We start from the raw sequence: 17,071 nt of genomic DNA, 5'->3' as shown, positions 1-17,071 counted from the left end.
CTGCAGGAATGGCACGCCAGTTGCTCTTGGCTTTCCAGAAAGACTCTGGGGATGCTTGCCGAAAGGGTTCGGCTTGCGAAGAGAATTGGAACAATGAGTACTTCAGCGCAACACCAGGTATCCTGCGGCGGCGAGATCAGCGAGACCATGCAAGTCATGGCGACGCACAAGGGCTGCGGTACGATCGGTGGCAGCGGTAAGTCAAGCTGCGGATCTCAGGCTGGCATCGCCAATCTGCCAATTGAGATCTGGGAAAAGGTGAAGAACCATCCGTGTTACAGCGAGGAGGCGCACCACCATTATGCCCGCATGCATGTCGCCGTCGCACCCGCCTGCAATATCCAATGCAATTACTGCAATCGTAAGTACGATTGCGCCAACGAATCCCGTCCTGGCATTGTCAGCGAAAAGTTGACGCCGATGCAGGCCGCCAAGAAGGTGCTGGCGGTCGCTTCCGCGATCCCTCAGATGAGCGTGGTCGGTGTTGCCGGTCCTGGCGATCCGCTCGCGAACCCGGACAAGACATTCAGGACATTCGAGCTCGTCAATAGGCTCGCGCCAGATCTCAAGCTGTGCCTCTCGACGAACGGCCTTGCGCTACCCGATCATGTCGACACAATCGCGAGACTCAAGGTCGACCACGTGACGATCACGATCAACATGATCGATCCCGAAATTGGTGCAAAGATCCATCCGTGGATCTTTTACGGCCATAAGCGCTGCACCGGCATTGAAGCCGCAAGAATACTCAGCAATCGACAGCTCCAAGGGCTGGAGATGCTCACCGCGCGCGGCGTCCTGTGCAAGGTCAACTCGGTGATGATCCCCGGGATTAACGATCAGCATCTGGTCGAGGTTAACAAGGCCGTGAAGTCGCGCGGCGCCTTCCTGCATAACGTGATGCCGCTGATATCGTCGCCGGAGCATGGGACCGTCTTCGGCCTCAGGGGGCAACGCGGCCCGACTGCACAGGAAGTGACAGCATTGCAGGATAGCTGCGAAAGCGAGATGAACATGATGCGTCACTGTCGCCAGTGCCGGGCCGACGCCGTCGGACTGCTCGGGGAGGACCGTGGCGCGGAGTTCACAATGGAAAAAATCATGGTGATGGACATCAAATACGACGAGCAGGCCCGGAAGGAGTATCAGGCTAAGGTCGAGAAGGCGCGCACCGCGAAGCTTGCGGCCAAGCAGGACGCGCTTGCGCGGCTCGCCAGCGCGTCCAGCGAAATCAAGGTGTTGGTGGCGGTTGCAACCAAGGGCTCGGGATTGATCAACCAGCACTTCGGCCATGCCAAGGAGTTCCAGATTTACGAGCTCTCGACTTCAGGCGCAAAATACGTTGGTCATCGAGCAATCCATTCCTATTGCCAAGGTGGTCATGGCGAGGACAGCAAGCTCGAAATGGCCATCGGCGCCATCAAGGATTGCCACGCCATATTCGTGTCAAAGATCGGCGGCTGCCCGAAGGCCGAATTGATCAAGGCCGGCATAGAGCCGGTCGATCGGTACGCCTGCGAGTTCATCGATGGCTCGGTCACCGCCTGGTTCAAACTCTATCTCGATAAAGTCAATGAGGGGAAGATCCATCACGTTGAAAGGGTCGATGCAGCGGCCCGCTCCAACGCGCTGACTTCCGCCGCCTGAGGATGGGTTCAAGTAATGCCGTTCAAGATCATCGCGTCGCAATGCACGGGCTGTTCGGCGTGCGAAACGCAATGCCCGAACCTCGCTATTTCCGAGCGAGCCGGCGTTTTCCTGATTGATCCTGAGAAATGCACCGAGTGCGCCGGCTACTTTGACGAGCCACAATGCGTGGCGGTTTGCCCCGTTGACAATACATGCGTGCTCGACGCGGCGCTGCCGCGTCACCAGGAGCCTGCTTGAGGGCCACGATGGATGTCATGACGACACTAGCGGTTCAGAAACTCGGGCGGTTGATGCTCCGCATTGACAGGCGGCGGCCGCGGCTGTGCGAGACGTTGTATCGAACTGTGGAACGGGGACGACAGCATGAGCAACATCGCCCGCGATAGTGAGATCGTCGAGCTGACGGACGCCCCCTTGTTTGACTATGGCGACAAGGTGCGGGCCAACCGCACCATCCGCAACGACGGCACTTATGTGGGCAAGGAGATTGGTGAGGTTCTGGTCAAGAAAGGTGAGCTTGGCTATGTCGTCTCGATCGGCACGTTCCTACAACAATTTTATATCTATGGGGTCGAATTCCTCGGCTCCGGCTATCGCGTCGGCATGAAAGGCAAGGAGCTCGACCTAGTCAGGCGAAGCCGCGAAGGCGAGGAGCCTTCCTTGCCAGGAGCGGCATCCCGATGATCGAACCAAGACTGCCAAGATACCAGTCAGGCCAACGTGTCAAGGCGGCGATAGATCTGCTCAATGACGGTTCCTTTCCGGACGCGTCGCCGGAAGAGTGTCTAGTCAGCGTCGGGCACGTTGGTGAGATCGTCCAGATCGGTCGCCATACGGACGCGAACCTATTCATTTATATGGTCGACTTCGGCAAGCAGTTGGTGGTTGGCTGCATCGAGGCAGAAATTTCTGCAGTCTAGGAGGTTGCGCAATGAACGCGGCAATCATCAGAAGACATCATTCCGGCTTGCCTGCACATCCCAACGAGCTCGACCGATGGCGAATCGTGCGCGCACTCACGAAGCGCGAGCGCTACCGATATGTCTCGCCAGAGGTGACTGCGGTTCCTGGCGGCTATCTGGTCGAGAGCCCGTGTTGCTCAGGCAATATCAATGCGGAGGGCGGCCTGGTCGAGATCGCGCTGCTGCGCCACGACAGGACTGGGGCGGCATGGCAGCTGTTCCGCAAAGATCACGGTAAGGGCGTCTGGGAGTGGCATTCGACCCATCAACGGCTTGGCTTGGCGACAACGGTTCTGAATGCCGATCCTGAACGTTTATTCTGGCGATGAGGATTTGTGGATGGTGTGAAGGTGAATTGACCATGATTGAGCAGACGCTCGCCGCTATTGACACAGGCTCTCAGCCCTGCCTGACGCTCCGGCAGAAATTTCCACATCTTGCCTGGATTTGTTGCGACGCCTCCGACATGACGCACACTCCGTTCCGCCGGTTTGGCCAGTTCGACCTGCATTCACTCCACCGCGGAGATCAATGTGCGCAGATCACGAATGATCCGCGGCGCGCCAGCGGCATTGTGCTGGCCAAGCGCTCTGCCATGTCATGATCAAGCAATCGCTGCCGGTGCCAGGCTCACAGGGCGCTAGGCCCGCGGGTTTTTTGCCATGCCGTCGTGCCCGGCCTGGCGAAATATCACGATCAGGTCGCTCGCTCGTTCATCGGGTCCATGACACGGGGCAGGCGATGGTCTCGCATCTTGTTCGCTGAGGATGGAATTTCCTGGCTATCTCTACGTGGCCCCTTCGATCAAGAACACTGCGGCGGTCAAATGAGGAAGAGCAAGCCGTGCTCGGTCAGCTGACGAAGAAAACCTCATCCGTCGCAGGATGTCCGCAGAACCGAGCAGGTATGAGAGGACGTTTATTCTTCGCGCGGTAACGCCGTACACTCGTGAAGGCCGGTTCATCATGCGCGGGAGCACAACGATCGTCCTGGCCGATCCAGCGAGCGCTTTCGAGTTGTTGTTTGAAGGACCGAATCGAGCATCCCTGTCTCGATAGCTTGCTTCCATGTTGAACCGCCTGGCGCGCGTCGGGAATCGGGTTGGTCACGCGGATAAAGATACAGAAGGACAGAGAACAAATTCGCGTGTAGTTCATGTTCTTATCTGGAAGATAAAAGCCCGCTTGAATAGTTGCCGATGGTCATTGATATGGTAATGGGAAGCGGTTGCGTCGTTTTTCAAAAACAAGGCGCTGCAGATAAATGTGCAACGCGAAATCGGAGAACATGACGTGGCAAAAAGCACCAAGCGCAAAGAATATAGTAAGGACGAGGTCAAGCTGCTCAAGGCGCACTCAAGGGCCCGCACCCCGGTAGTTAGGGTTTCAAAGCTTATGAAGCGATCCGAAGGCTCCCTAAGGCAGAAAGCGTCCACCTTGGGGATTGGCTTGGGTCACCAGCGCTGAGATGGGATCAAGCTTCGGAAATCGACCGGTGTGATGATCGAGATCGTCAGGCGGCGTGCGATTACTGGCCAGTTGGTCGTCTCAGGCTCGGCGCCGACGGTTAGGTCGCGCGGCGAACGAGCTGACCGGCTTCTCCGTCGATCCGGTTACTTGACCTAAACCCGACCGATTGTCGTGTTCAATCAGCGACTCAACCGAATCGCTCGTCGCAACGTGCTGCTTAGGCGCTGAATATAGATTTGCCGGGCCCGGAAAATACGTTGTGCGAGCGCGTCGATCGACGGCAGGCACACGTCGTTCGCGGCTAAGCCATCTGCCGCTGCGTCCATCCTTCTCAAGGCGCGGCGACTGAAACCTAGAATGCCCCAAGCGGGAGAGATTGGTACCCTGTTTCCGACCCCGTGGGCGCTGGATCGCCCCCTTGAAGTTGCATGCCGGTAAGCCGCAGACAAAAGAGAACCGCGGTCCGGCCTACGACGAAGTATAAGGAACTCCGGCGGGAGATGTGCGTCCGGCAGGCGCAGAAGCGTACAAGCGTTTGTATGTTCATGGGCAGCCGCGCTGGCATCCGCTTGTGTTCGGGATGATGTGAGGTGAGCGAAGCGGCCGTGAACGCTGTTCATCGTCGTGATCGAGACCGTGGATATCGCCGCCGCGACTGCCGCGCGAATATCGCGGCGGCGGCGTCAGAGTTCATGACCGGTAAAGAGACCTGAATTGCGGGTCGCACGCGCTAGCAGTGTTTGCGGCAGCATCGTCTCACCTGACATCATCGAAGAACGATTGCGTCTGACGTCCCGCGGCCGGAACGCTCGTCCAACTGCACGATCGATATGTTGCCTCAGGCAATTTTAAGCGTGTCGCCGCCGATTTCGCGGTTGCAAGGGCAGAGCTCATCAGTCTGTATCGCATCCAGAACGCGTAACGTGTCGGTGGGGCTGCGGCCGACATTGAGGCTAGTCGCATAGACATGCTGGATCGTGTTCTCAGGATCGACGATGAAGGTATAGCGATGTGCGATGCCATCACGCGAGCGCACTCCAAGGCCATCGACCAGTGCGCCCTTGGTGTCGGCAAACTGCCAGATGGATAGACGGTGCAGGTCCTTATGGTCACGCCGCCAGGCGAGCTTGCAAAACTCGTTATCGGTCGACCCACCAAGCACGATTGCGTCGCGACCGGCGAAATCCTTCGTCAGGCGGGCAAACTCGGCGATTTCGGTCGGGCAGACGAATGTGAAATCCTTCGGGTAAAAGAAGATGACTTTCCATTTGCCGGGGAAACTTCTCTCAGTCAGCGTCTCGAAAGCGCTTTGCCCATCCTCCTCCTGCAGGTGAAAGCCGGGCTTCACGCCTATGATGTCGAACGGCGGCAACTTACTTCCAATTCCAAGCATATTGTCCTCACAACATCGGGTCACACGGAACATCGTTCCACGACTGAGCAAGCAATATGCCACCCGATCTGGCGGCAAGTGCCCGCCATGCCCGTCGTGGAACATTCGCCTTTGATGGTGGCGATGTCCTCGAGCCCGATCTGCAACATGTCGTCTCCTCAATTGTCTCGGGCGTAAGGCGCGGGATTTCCCGTTTGTGCTCCTTGGCCGGCGCTCGCAGTGGAATCCGAGCGCCGAGGCTTTGTCGGGTTTCTGTCAGAGCCCTTGCGGCTGTCCGGTCCGCCACAGCATGCCGGCGTCCGAGGCCACGCTGTTAGTCGAGGGTGATCAGAGGCTTAATGCAGGTGCGAAGGAAATGGCACGCCAGTTGCTAACTGGATGGAGCAACAACGAGCGAGGGCTGAGGGCACGCCGACGCTGATGGCGAGCGATGGCCTCCTTCCCGAAACTCGTGTGCCCATGGTTTCTACGAGAGAAACAGGCTCGCGCATTCGGCGCGAAAAAATTAGCAATCGGTTGATGGAGAGCAACATGTCTTCGCTGAGACAAATCGCGTTTTATGGCAAGGGTGGCATCGGCAAATCGACGACGTCGCAAAATACGCTGGCGGCCCTTGCTGAGCTGGGCCAAAGGATTCTGATCGTCGGCTGCGATCCCAAAGCGGACTCGACTCGCCTCATCCTGCACGCCAAAGCGCAAGACACCATTCTGAGCCTGGCGGCGAATGCCGGCAGCGTCGAGGACCTCGAAATCGAGGACGTCATCAAGCTCGGCTACAGGGACATTCGATGCGTCGAGTCCGGTGGTCCGGAGCCGGGGGTCGGCTGCGCCGGACGGGGCGTGATAACGTCCATCAACTTTCTGGAAGAGAATGGCGCTTATGAGGACATCGACTACGTCTCTTACGACGTGCTCGGCGACGTCGTCTGCGGCGGCTTCGCGATGCCTATCCGTGAGAATAAGGCACAGGAAATCTACATCGTGATGTCCGGCGAGATGATGGCGATGTATGCCGCCAACAACATCTCCAAGGGTATTCTGAAGTATGCGAATTCCGGCGGCGTGCGTCTCGGCGGGCTGATCTGCAACGAGCGGCAGACCGACAAGGAGCTGGAGCTTGCCGATGCTCTTGCCAAGAAGCTCGGTAGCCGGCTGATCTACTTCGTGCCGCGCGACAATGTCGTGCAGCACGCGGAGCTGCGCCGAATGACGGTGCTGGAATACGCGCCGGACTCGAAGCAGGCGGATCACTATCGCAATCTCGCGACCAAGATCCACAATAATGCCGGACAAGGCGCTATCCCGACGCCAATCAGCATGGACGAGCTCGAAGATATGCTCATGGAGCACGGCATCATCAAGCCCGTCGACGAGAGCCAGGTCGGCAAGACCGCTGCCGAGCTCGCCGCTATTTCGGCATAGTTCATGTTGTCGGCCTTCTCGATCCGGGAAGGCCGACATCGTCCACTCAGAAGCTGTGCGAAAGTTATGATCGGCACACAAGGAAAAACAGCCGACACGATCTCATCTCGCGTATCGGTAGCTCACGCCGCCGAGCAGCGCGACGCGAGTGAGCTCTACCAGCTTCTGACCGGGCGCCATCCGGCAGAAGTCGACATCAGCGACAATGATGACTTCGATCACCATGTGCTCGCTTGCATTCTGGCCACATCAGCCATGGATGGCGGCCAACTTCCCGAGCGGGCTGGCTTGACCAACCAGGAGCTCAATGCGCTGTTGGTGCAATACTTCCCATCCACCCCGGTCAGGAGCTGTACCTGGCGCGATCAGTCCGCCTTACCGGCGCCTGACGAGACAGTTATGGTACGCGACCTCCTGCTTGCGCAACGTTCCACTCATGGCGAGGTTGGCGGCTGGCTCGCGACGATGATCGCGCGGCGCGCCATGGAGCCTAATCACTTGTGGGAAGATCTCGGTCTGCGGAAGCGGGATGAATTGTCCCGTGTCCTCATGCGCCATTTCAGGCCGCTGGCGGCTCGCAATACGAAGAACATGCGCTGGAAGCGCTTCTTCTATCGCATGCTATGCGAAGATGACGGCCTGGTGATGTGTACCACGCCGGTCTGCACGGAATGCAATGATTTTGATCTTTGCTTCGGCGAAGAGAGCGGGGAGAGCCGGATGGCCGGACGTCGGCGGGATCATCTGCGCCGCCTTGATGACACCGTCCAAGCCGTCCCAAGCTTGAAAGGCTGAGTTCATTATTGATACCCCTCTTTGGCGCCATTGCGGGTATATCCTACGAGCTTTCGGCCACCTGTCGCATGGGGTGAAAACAGACCGGGGCAAACGATTGCGCGTACCCGACCCACGGGCCGAGGCGGCGTCTGATGATCGCGGGTTGATATCTGGCGGAGCCGACAACGCGCCGCTGAAGGAAGTTGCCGTCGCACTCAGACAGCTCTGTTGCGTTGATACCGGCGTGCTGCTATCCGAACTGGGAAAAAGTCGCGGTCGTCGTTGCAGCCGCTGCGTCCCGTACCGTCCCGCTCAACAAGGCGATGGTCGACGAGCATGTCTTTACCAATGAATCCGGCATCCACGTCCACGGGCTGTTAAAGGACCTGGCGCAGCTACGAAGGGCTAGACCCGGGGCTGCTCGAGCGCTCCCCCCGGATTATGATCGGCAAGCATTCAGGGTTCGCCGCGATTACCTTGCTGCTATCGTGCAACTTTCTTTCGGCGCCGAGCAAAGCGAAACCATCCCCGCGCCCGTCCGCAAGCATGCCATCGAGCACCAAGGTCTGGTTGCGCAGGAAACGGTGGTGGCGATTTGGCGCGACATTCACGAGAGCTCGCTCGTCAACAGCGAATCAGCCACGCGCGTCGCGCGATCGGTTGAAACATTCCAGCCTGGTCGTTTCTGGGCGCGGATCGAGATGGAGGTTGAGAATGACGACGGATGGGATCCTTGCGCGATTGAACAAGGCCTCGGCGGCAGAGGATTTTTTTGCACTGCTCGGCGTCGAGTACGATGCGAAAATCGTCGATGTGGCGCGGCTTCACATCCTGCGTCGCATGGGCCAATATCTCGCAGGCGAGGAGTTGACTGGTGCATCTGATCCTGAGATCACCGCGCGTTGCAAGACCACGCTTGAGCGCGCCTATGCCGACTTCGTCACGTCCTCCCCGATCGAACAGCGCGTATTCAAGGTGCTGAAGGATGCGACCGCACCACAAGCGAACATGCATCCCGCATTGGTCCAGCTCGATTTGTTGGAGTGAATTGAGCTTATATGTCGTGCTCTGGACCGTGAAGGTCCCGAGAGCCTGACAGCAAGCCATGGCTTCGAATTCGAGCGGAAAGCTGCAGTTGCGGCCTCGCGGATCCGCAGTTCATCACCACGGCTCCTTAGGGGCCAATCACGACTCGCCGCCGATATTTCCATCCTTTCGAGCTGGTACGCAGGTGTGCCTATCTCCTGCAATCATGCGCCGGCAGCGGGACCGCACATGTTGCGCGGAAAACTCAGCAAGGTTCAGATGAGTGTGTTCTGTCGCATTCCGGACACGGGTCAGTACGGTCTCGAATGTTTCGACCTCGTGAGAGGCCGCCAATCCGACTTACTTCTTCAGTAAGATTTGAAATAGCGGCCAATTTTCATCGCCTGCGCAATTGGTACGACAATTGCTGACATATGCTCAGCTAGTTTGGAGCAGCGCATGCACGTCTTGGTTCGCATCGATTTTATTTTTGACGCCGCGCAGGTTCGCGCGCGCTGCCTGCCGGCACCATAATGCGTCGCGGCGCCAAAGCGATGGTCGCATACCTGGCTGAGCTGAAAGGTGCGTTTGATTCGTGCGCCCCCGTTGGCCGATCCCTGGCCGAGGTTTCGCGCGGAGAGCCGTTGCTCAACAGCGCCGGCCGTGCGGCGCTGTTGACCGGGCGCCTTGAGCGCCGCCCCTCCTGTCCTCGCCAGGAGTTGCGGGCCTGTCGCTATGATCGGCAAGAAACAAGCGCACTCGGAGCAATGAGATCGCGCTTCCACCGGCAACGACGCGGCCGACAATCGTACCAGCCGAGCCCCTCGCAGGTCCTTGATCTGTTGCACCTCGGTTGCATCTCTAAGATGAGGAGGACCAATCGATCGGCACGCCTGACCGGCCCGGTCGGTGCCTTAGGAGTGCCGGGAACCAAACCGTCGTCCCAGAATGCCGCATCCGGAACGAACCGGAAGCGCGTGCTTCCGGGCTCGTCGTCAAGGTCCAGCAACGGTTGTATCGGCCCCACGCGGCTGCCAGGCCGTGCTGACGCGATGCCGGCCGGCATCCGGCCCGACGCTTAACTGAAGAAATCTTCAAGCGCAAATTCCAACCTGGAGGCGGAGCATGCGCCGCTGGCGAGCCGCTACTGAATGCGAATGGGAGTACAGATGATGAGCACCGCACCGAAAAGTGCAGCTCCGGCCGCGGGTGGTGGTCGCGCGGCGACCAAGAGGGAACTGCCCGAGCGATTTAAGCCGTATAAGCACGTCTGGGTTTTCATCGAGCAGGAACGCGGGGTTGTGCACCCCGTCTCATGGGAGCTGATGGGGGCCGGCCGCCGGCTCGCCGACAAGCTCAATGTTGACCTCGCCGCGGTTGTCATCGGCCCGGTCGGGGAGACAACGCAGCAGGCGGTCGCCGAATCGTTCTGCTACGGCGCCGACCTCGCCTATATCGTCGCGGACAATCTCTTGGCCGATTATCGCAACCAGTCCTATACCAAGGCCCTGTCAGAGCTGGTCAACACTTACAAGCCGGAAATCCTACTCCTAGGGGCAACAACACTCGGCCGTGATCTCGCCGGCTCATTGGCCACCACACTGCTCACCGGCCTAACTGCCGACTGCACCGAGCTCGATGTCGATGCCGACGGCTCGCTTGCAGCGACCCGGCCGACGTTTGGCGGCTCACTGTTGTGCACGATCTACACACTCAACTATCGTCCACAGATGGCAACCGTCCGTCCGCGCGTGATGCCGATGCCCGAGCGCGTGACAGGCGCCGTCTCGCGCGTCATCTCGCATCCGCTCGGGCTTGTAGAAGAAGATATCGTCACAAAGGTCCTGTCCTTCCTGCCAGACCGCGATTCTACAAAGTCCAACCTTGCCTATGCCGACGTTGTCGTCGCTGGAGGGCTCGGTCTGGGATCGCCTGAAAATTTCCAACTGGTACACCAGCTCGCGGACGTGCTTGGCGCCGAATATGGCTGCTCGCGGCCGCTGGTCCAGAAGGGCTGGGCCACCTCGGACCGACAAATCGGCCAGACCGGGAAAACCATCCGGCCAAAGCTCTATATCGCGGCCGGCATTTCTGGCGCTATCCAGCATCGCGTCGGCGTGGAGGGCGGCGACCTCATCGTTGCCATCAACACTGACAAGAACGCTCCGATCTTCGACTTTGCCCATATCGGCATCGTCACCGACGCCATTCGACTATTGCCAGCATTGACCTCTGCATTCCGCGCGCAGCTATCGCCGCACTCGCACGACCGCATCGCTGGCTAGGGGAGCTTGTTATGATTCAGGAAAGATTCGACGCCATCGTCGTCGGTGCTGGCATGGGCGGGAACGCGGCGGCGCTTACAATGGCCGAGCGGGGTCTGAAAGTGCTGCAGCTGGAACGCGGCGAGTATTCCGGGTCGAAGAACGTGCAAGGGGCCATCCTTTATGCCGATATGCTGGAGAAGCTGATCCCGAATTTCCGAGAAGATGCCCCGCTTGAGCGGCATCTAGTCGAGCAACGCTTCTGGTTCGTGGACGAGCGTTCGCACACCGGGATTCACTATCGATCCGATGATTTCAACGAGGAGAAGCCGAACCGCTACACCATCATCCGTGCCCAGTTCGATAAATGGTTCTCCCAGAAGGTCCGCGAGGCCGGCGCTACGGTGCTGTGCGAGACCACGGTGACCGAGCTCCTCCAGGATTCCCATGGCAGGGTCGTCGGGGTGCGCACAGACCGCGATGGGGGTGAAATCCATGCAGATGTTGTCGTGCTGGCCGAGGGGGTGAACGGAGTGCTCGGGACGGGTGCGGGCTTAAGAGGGCGGCCGAAACCGGACAAGGTCGCACTCGCGGTTAAGGAGATGCATTTTTTGTCACGTGAGACAATCGATGCTCGCTTCAATCTCAAAGGGGACGAGGGGCTCGTCATCGAAGCGGCAGGAACCATCTCCCGCGGCATGACCGGTATGGGCTTCATCTATTCCAATAAGGAATGCATCTCGCTCGGTATTGGCTGTCTTGTTGCCGACTTCCAGCGTACCGGCGAGACGCCTTACGGCCTGCTCGAGGGTTTCAAGCGTCACCCGTCCGTCGCGCCGCTCATCGAGGGTTCGGAAGTCAAGGAATATTCTGCGCACTTGATCCCCGAAGGTGGGTACAGGGCGATCCCGCAGCTTTGCGGGGAGGGCTGGGTGGTCGTCGGAGACGCCGCTCAGCTTAACAACGCCATCCATCGCGAGGGGTCCAATTTGGCGATGACGTCGGGCCGTATCGCGGCGGAAGCGATCTGCCTTATCAGATCGCGAAAAGATCCGATGACGGCCAAAAATCTTTCACTTTACAAGAAAATGCTAACTGATTCTTTCGTGATCAAGGACCTGAAGAAGTACAAGGATATGCCGGCACTCATGCATACCCACTCGCAGAACTTCTTTCTCACATATCCGCAGCTCTTCTCCAAGGCGATGCAGGATTACGTGCGCGTCGACGGCATACCAAAGCTCGAGAAAGAGAAGCTGATGCTGAGCTCGTTCATCAAGGCGCGGTCTTGGAGTGGGCTGTTTAGCGATGCCCTGCGCATTGCCCGGGCCTGGCGGTGATCCAAACCTAAGACAACGACGAACGACGGAGCCAGAAACAATGCCGAGCGAGCCATCCCAACGTGTCGAGGATAAACTTTTCTACAACCGTTATCTTGTCGATTCCGGCCGTGCCCATATCAAGGTGCGTCCGCACACCACGCCATCCTCGCGGCTCTTGTCGATGTTGAAGGCCTGCCCTGCACGGTGCTACGAGCTCAGCGATAAAGGTCATGTTGAGGTGACAGTCGACGGGTGTATCGAATGCGGCACCTGCAGGGTGATCTGCGAAGAAAGTGGTGATATCGAGTGGAGTTACCCACGCGGCGGTTACGGTGTCCTATTCAAGTTCGGTTAAAACTTCGGGTGATGGCCCTGCCACGGCGGCTGCGTCGTTCTCGCGATCCAACGAGATCACGCATGAAATCGGGGTTAACCCGGGCACGTTCAACCGGTGTCCCAGTCTTTCCATCTACCCGGCGGGCCCTTGCATGGTGGACAAACGCAGTTTCCGGTTTCCGCTATAATATTCCCGAAGATAGCCAAAGCGAGCGGATCCGAAGCAAGGGTGCAAACGCAACGTCGTCCGTCTCGGATCTGGTCCACAGTCTGGTTGTCTTCCGGAATATCTGGCCGGTTTCGTCCTCCCTGGAAGGCTGGCGGTGATCCGCCCGCCGCCACCACCTCGCTGCCTATCACCTACTGACGGAATGTTGGAAGTAGGCCTTCGCTCGGCCGTAGCCACCGACCCGACAACATGCCATCCCGCGCCTTGTAGACTAGAAAAGCACGAGCGCATCACGAAAATAGCGCATTCTGAGTCCTTCGCGCGACCGCCGGTTCCGCGTTCGTCAGGCGGACTGCGCGCATGCACCACACAATTTTGCACTTCCATTCCGCTGTATCGCCGGGATATATCGTCCGCCGGAGAGCATGACGATGGTTCGGGTGCAAAAGAGCAGGGCAGCCGCTAACGCGCGGCGAGCAGATGCAGGGCGTGAGAGTTCGGTTGGCGACATCCAGGCTCGCATAGTCGAACTGAGAAGCTTGCCGCGCGAGAAGCTCGCGGACGCGGCGTTCATGCTCTCGATGAATGCACGAAGCCAGCGCGAGTTGATACGAGAGGCAATCGAGAAGCGCGCCGCGGTCGAGTTGGACTTTGGTCCGCCGGCGAAAGGGGATTTGGCGACCTATCTCGCCAATGATGTGGTCTCGACCTTACGCGACCATGTTGCTGAACTTCCGACCTTGCTGGACCTCTTGGTTCAGCGAGCGCCTGACGTCGGCTTCACCGTCCATCGGGAGGAGGCCGTTTCGCTGCTCGCCGCAATCGTTCGCGAACAGCGGCTCGAAGGAGTCCTTGAAGGCCTCAGGCTCGCCGGCCTTCTGAACGAGCCAGCTAAGCATCGCCATGACGGGATCGGTTCAGAAGTGGATTTGAGGGAAGCTGCCGACGGCACCTGAGTGGCGAGGGCGCTTTGAGGACAATCCCTGCAGATGGAATGTCTACAGGCAACAGGGACGTCGGATATCTCGGCGCCTGCTTGCGAGGTCAAAATCGCTTGAAATTCGCGGCGCAGTTCCTTGTCATCCGTTTATCGCTGACGCGGAGCTGCCATGCACGCTCCATTGCAGTCCCGAGCGCGTATAGCTCGGCGACCGTCGCGTTCGTGAACCCGAGAACCGCGGTTCGGAGCTTTCATGTTCAGTTGTAGCCCGCGGGGTGCGCTGCGCTCGTCGATCATGGAGCCTTTCGCTAACAGCGAAGCAAGGGAAATCACCGAAGGTGACGTCGAGCGAGCCGCGGCAATGTGTCAAAGCGGCGAAAGGCGTTCGCTCATAGCGAGGCGCTCTGGTGAAATCGGCCGTCCTTGTTTCCGGTCGTCACTGGCCGCGCGCCGGCGGACGACGGGGGAAGGCCAGGCAAGTATTCCGCGAGCTACTCGGCAACAGTGGACAAGCTCAGTTGCGGTCCGCCGCAACCTGACAAAGGGTCTTCTCGGGCCACGCTGGATCGTCGGGGTGACGCTCTGCCGCGCGTCTGCCATACACGCATGATCGTTGATCGATCTCCGGAGAACTGCGCCGGAAGTCGCCTCGCCTATTTGCTCGGTCGCGAACCGCACAGGGATTTCGTCGAACCTCGCGTGCACGAGCACGGCGAAGGCTTGGTCAAAACACGCCGCTGCGTGCGCCGAATAGCGTGTTTCCGCGCAACTACCGGGCCTGATACGTTCGTAAGCCCGCTCAGAGGCCAGGAAAGCGCCTCGCGTGCTGTGACTCAGCCGCACTTCACTGAGCTGCTGCAATAATCTGACCGCATCCGATCGCAACTTCTATCGCGATCAGCACGACTATAACCCTCCAGACGCAGCGAGCGCCGTGTCTCGATGATGCCCGTCAGCGCGTTGGCCGTTCCGGAGATGGCCGGCAGTTTGCGCTGGAGCATCTCAAGACGCTCCTTCAATTCGTATTCGTCTTTCAGACACGAATAGAGCCGCTCCAGCTCCGGCTTACCCCAGAGTGCGCGGGCTTATCGGCAATGGCTGCGCTCCCCGCGACACGCTGCTGGACCAGGAGCGCATCGCCGATCAGCTGGAGAATGCCCTTGGGCCCCCGCGCGGTCGGCCGCGCTCGGCTAGTTCAAGTGCAAAGGGTCTCTTCGCGCCGGCGGCCGCAGGATTTCCGATGCAAGAGGGGAGGTAGAACGATTGTTCGAAACGGCACAGGTTGAGCAAAGACGGGGTCCCCATGTGTGTTCAATTTCATCCAGAGTATGTCAGCTAGCTCACACGGCGAGCCTTGCGGGGGCGGAACGTTTCAAGGCGCAATCAGAGGCTTAAGCGCGGTGACGGGGCTGGCATAGCTGTTGCTATCGAAATCTCGCAGACCGAGCGGAGGCTGAGTGCACACCCGTCCGAGATGGCGAAAGCAGGACGTTAGCGGTGGACCGAGGTGCGGAAATTGAAATGCGGTTTCGAGCGGTCTACCACACAAGGCCCGAGTACAAAGGCAAGAGGGACCTGAGACCATGCATATCGAACCGGGAATAGTAACGGGCGCCAAGCTTGTGTTAAGCTACGCGATAGGCCTTGCGACGTGCTGCGTCGCCGCCAAGATTCTGGTCGAGACTTTGCGCGAGCGGGGCGCTCTGTCATTTGCCCTGCAAGCCATCGCTGCGACGCTTGTGTTCATGTTCTTCGAGATCCTGCCGCACGTTGCGGTTGGGGTCTCCGAGGTGCGCTTCGTCCCCGGCTCGATGCTGTTTCTGTTGTTCGGCGCGGCGGCGGCTGCGTTTGGTCTCGCGCTCGGCCTGTTGCTGCAAAACATACTCTTTGTTCCGGCCGACCTGCCGCAATTTGGTATGAATGCCACGACGCTTCTAGTGCCGCTGTTTGCGATCCAGGCGCTCGCCAATCGGCTCGTCCCGTCCAACACCGCGCATCGCGATCTGCAGTACAGCAAGGCGCCTGCCCTCTCGAGTGCATATCAGTCTGGTATCGTTGTCTGCGTCACGTTTTGGGCCCTCTACGGCGCGGGCTTCGGCGCCGCCAATCTCTATAACATCGCATGGTTCGCGGTTTCCTACGCACTTGTGGCCCTGGTCCAACTAGAGGTTGACCTGGCTGTGTTGGCGCTCGCGAAACAAGTTGGGCGGCGTGACTGCGGGCGGAGTTGTCGCCAACCGCCTGTAGAAGGCATGTTGCCGTTGATAACGACGACGGCTCGTCGGAGCGCCCGTTTTGCTCAAGCGATGCATACGCTTTCCCTTATAGTTGCCGTGAGCAGCGACCGCGCACGGCGCGTGCTCGCTATCGGTGCCAGCAAGGCGGGCGAGCTTATGCTCATTTCGGACAAGGCCGGGAAATCTTATCACGCCGACTTGCGGCTGGCCGTCTGCGCCTGCTTCGTCGCTAATCAGCGGACGCGCACGACGGATTTCGTCCTGCCGGCGCGCGTTGCAGTCGAGGCGGACTGCCGCAATGACGTGGAACAATGGCCTAATTCGGTCAGCGCAGCAGGCGGGTCACACAGCATCGTGGGCGAGGTTGGACGCGAGGGAGGTGTTGCGCTGCTCATTCAGGGACATTCATCTGTCGAGCGAGCTTACCTATTCAACATTAGCACCCTTCTGGGCACTGCGATCGAGCGCCTTTGGCCACTTGGCAGCGCTCTGCTGCGCTCATCGGGAATGGTCGCGGTCCGACAAAGAAAATCGCCATGCCAGGATTGATCATGGTGTTGACCATGCTCGCACTGTTCAGCATCGTCCTGGCCGGCGGGCTGACGGGGCCGGCAAAGGTCATCAGCACCGACACGCTTGAAATCAACAGAACACGCGTTCGACTCTGGGGCATTGACGCGCCGGATGAGACCCAAATGTGCCGAGATATCATGGGCAATCTCTATCAATGTGGCCTCAGGGCCGCGCGCGATCTTGAAAGCTTCGTTGAAGATCGCGAAGTCAGTTGCGTTCCAGTCCTGGAGGATGAGTGTGGACGGACGATAGCGACCTGTTCAGCTGGTGGCACCGATATTGGAGAATGGTTGGTGCGCAACGGTCTCGTGCTCGATTGGAAGCAATACTCCAGGGGACGATACTATGCTGCGCAACGCGCGGCCGATCGTGCCGGGCTGGGCTTATGGGCGGGCAGCTTTGCCGTACCTTGGTTATATCGAGCGTGCATTCGGTTGGGTGGTCGACCAGCCAGCTGTTCTGACGACGCGAACGCACATCCTTGATGGCTACCCCTACACCAGAATACGCGGTTGCTCCGCGTGAGGTGAC

General features: G+C 59.1%; 16 protein-coding genes and 1 pseudogene. 16 read left to right on the top strand and 1 reads right to left on the bottom strand.

The window, feature by feature from the left end; genetic code table 11:
* The first annotated feature begins 93 nt into the window (after positions 1-93).
* The 6 genes from nifB to AC0L30_RS22530 all read left to right on the top strand — a co-directional run bounded on the left by nifB (position 94) and on the right by AC0L30_RS22530 (position 3,216).
* Positions 94-1,647, top strand: coding sequence for a nitrogenase cofactor biosynthesis protein NifB (gene nifB / locus AC0L30_RS22555; protein ID WP_473304863.1), 1,554 nt, complete (start codon positions 94-96; stop codon positions 1,645-1,647).
* 15 nt (positions 1,648-1,662) lie between these two features.
* Positions 1,663-1,887, top strand: a complete 225-nt coding sequence (locus AC0L30_RS22550) for a 4Fe-4S binding protein (RefSeq protein WP_007600032.1) — start codon at positions 1,663-1,665, stop codon at positions 1,885-1,887.
* A 126-nt stretch (positions 1,888-2,013) separates the two neighbouring features.
* Positions 2,014-2,334, top strand: coding sequence for a nitrogen fixation protein NifZ (locus AC0L30_RS22545; RefSeq protein ID WP_007600033.1), 321 nt, complete (start codon positions 2,014-2,016; stop codon positions 2,332-2,334).
* Positions 2,331-2,570 carry a nitrogen fixation protein NifZ gene (locus tag AC0L30_RS22540; RefSeq protein ID WP_456766231.1) on the top strand — a complete coding sequence of 80 codons (240 nt, stop codon included), beginning with the start codon at positions 2,331-2,333 and terminating at the stop codon, positions 2,568-2,570. Before AC0L30_RS22545 ends, AC0L30_RS22540 begins: the two co-directional genes overlap by 4 nt.
* Before the next feature lie 11 nt (positions 2,571-2,581).
* Complete coding sequence (locus AC0L30_RS22535; protein ID WP_456766230.1) at positions 2,582-2,941, top strand: DUF3024 domain-containing protein; 360 nt, start codon at positions 2,582-2,584, stop codon at positions 2,939-2,941.
* A gap of 32 nt (positions 2,942-2,973) precedes the next feature.
* The gene (locus AC0L30_RS22530; RefSeq protein ID WP_473405245.1) at positions 2,974-3,216 is read left to right on the top strand and encodes a hypothetical protein; all 243 of its coding nucleotides are present in this window, start codon (positions 2,974-2,976) and stop codon (positions 3,214-3,216) included.
* Between the two features lie 1,703 nt (positions 3,217-4,919).
* On the opposite strand, the gene AC0L30_RS22525 is transcribed toward AC0L30_RS22530, so the two are convergent.
* Positions 4,920-5,474, bottom strand: a complete 555-nt coding sequence (locus AC0L30_RS22525; RefSeq protein WP_456766229.1) for a peroxiredoxin — start codon at positions 5,472-5,474, stop codon at positions 4,920-4,922.
* 531 nt (positions 5,475-6,005) lie between these two features.
* Between AC0L30_RS22525 and nifH the strand changes: the two genes are divergently transcribed.
* From nifH to AC0L30_RS22475, 10 genes and pseudogenes are all read left to right on the top strand, one after another.
* Complete coding sequence (nifH, locus tag AC0L30_RS22520; protein WP_007600043.1) at positions 6,006-6,896, top strand: nitrogenase iron protein; 891 nt, start codon at positions 6,006-6,008, stop codon at positions 6,894-6,896.
* Positions 6,897-6,962: 66 nt separating this feature from the next.
* Complete coding sequence (locus AC0L30_RS22515) at positions 6,963-7,691, top strand: nitrogen fixation protein NifQ (protein WP_473304855.1); 729 nt, start codon at positions 6,963-6,965, stop codon at positions 7,689-7,691.
* Positions 7,692-7,851: 160 nt separating this feature from the next.
* Positions 7,852-8,281, top strand: a pseudogene (locus tag AC0L30_RS22510) (homocitrate synthase/isopropylmalate synthase family protein); the annotation flags it as partial.
* 106 nt (positions 8,282-8,387) lie between these two features.
* Positions 8,388-8,720: a nitrogenase stabilizing/protective protein NifW gene (nifW, locus tag AC0L30_RS22505; protein ID WP_317245383.1), complete on the top strand. Its 333-nt coding sequence runs from the start codon at positions 8,388-8,390 to the stop codon at positions 8,718-8,720.
* A 1,148-nt stretch (positions 8,721-9,868) separates the two neighbouring features.
* Positions 9,869-10,984, top strand: a complete 1,116-nt coding sequence (locus AC0L30_RS22500) for an electron transfer flavoprotein subunit alpha/FixB family protein (RefSeq protein ID WP_473304850.1) — start codon at positions 9,869-9,871, stop codon at positions 10,982-10,984.
* Positions 10,985-10,995: 11 nt separating this feature from the next.
* A complete protein-coding gene (locus AC0L30_RS22495; RefSeq protein ID WP_473304847.1) occupies positions 10,996-12,303 on the top strand; it encodes an FAD-binding protein in 1,308 nt (435 codons plus the stop codon).
* 40 nt (positions 12,304-12,343) lie between these two features.
* Positions 12,344-12,640 (top strand): ferredoxin family protein, encoded by a 297-nt coding sequence (locus AC0L30_RS22490; protein WP_007600062.1) that lies wholly within the window; start codon positions 12,344-12,346, stop codon positions 12,638-12,640.
* Positions 12,641-13,329: 689 nt separating this feature from the next.
* The gene (locus AC0L30_RS22485; protein WP_473405244.1) at positions 13,330-13,746 is read left to right on the top strand and encodes a hypothetical protein; all 417 of its coding nucleotides are present in this window, start codon (positions 13,330-13,332) and stop codon (positions 13,744-13,746) included.
* 1,567 nt (positions 13,747-15,313) lie between these two features.
* Complete coding sequence (locus AC0L30_RS22480) at positions 15,314-16,516, top strand: energy-coupling factor ABC transporter permease (protein ID WP_473405243.1); 1,203 nt, start codon at positions 15,314-15,316, stop codon at positions 16,514-16,516.
* Positions 16,504-17,025 carry a thermonuclease family protein gene (locus AC0L30_RS22475; protein ID WP_473304835.1) on the top strand — a complete coding sequence of 174 codons (522 nt, stop codon included), beginning with the start codon at positions 16,504-16,506 and terminating at the stop codon, positions 17,023-17,025. Before AC0L30_RS22480 ends, AC0L30_RS22475 begins: the two co-directional genes overlap by 13 nt.
* Positions 17,026-17,071: the final 46 nt, after the last annotated feature.

The sequence above is a fragment of the Bradyrhizobium sp. MI1.11 genome, from assembly GCF_055811255.1.
This window is presented reverse-complemented; position numbering and strand designations above follow the sequence as displayed.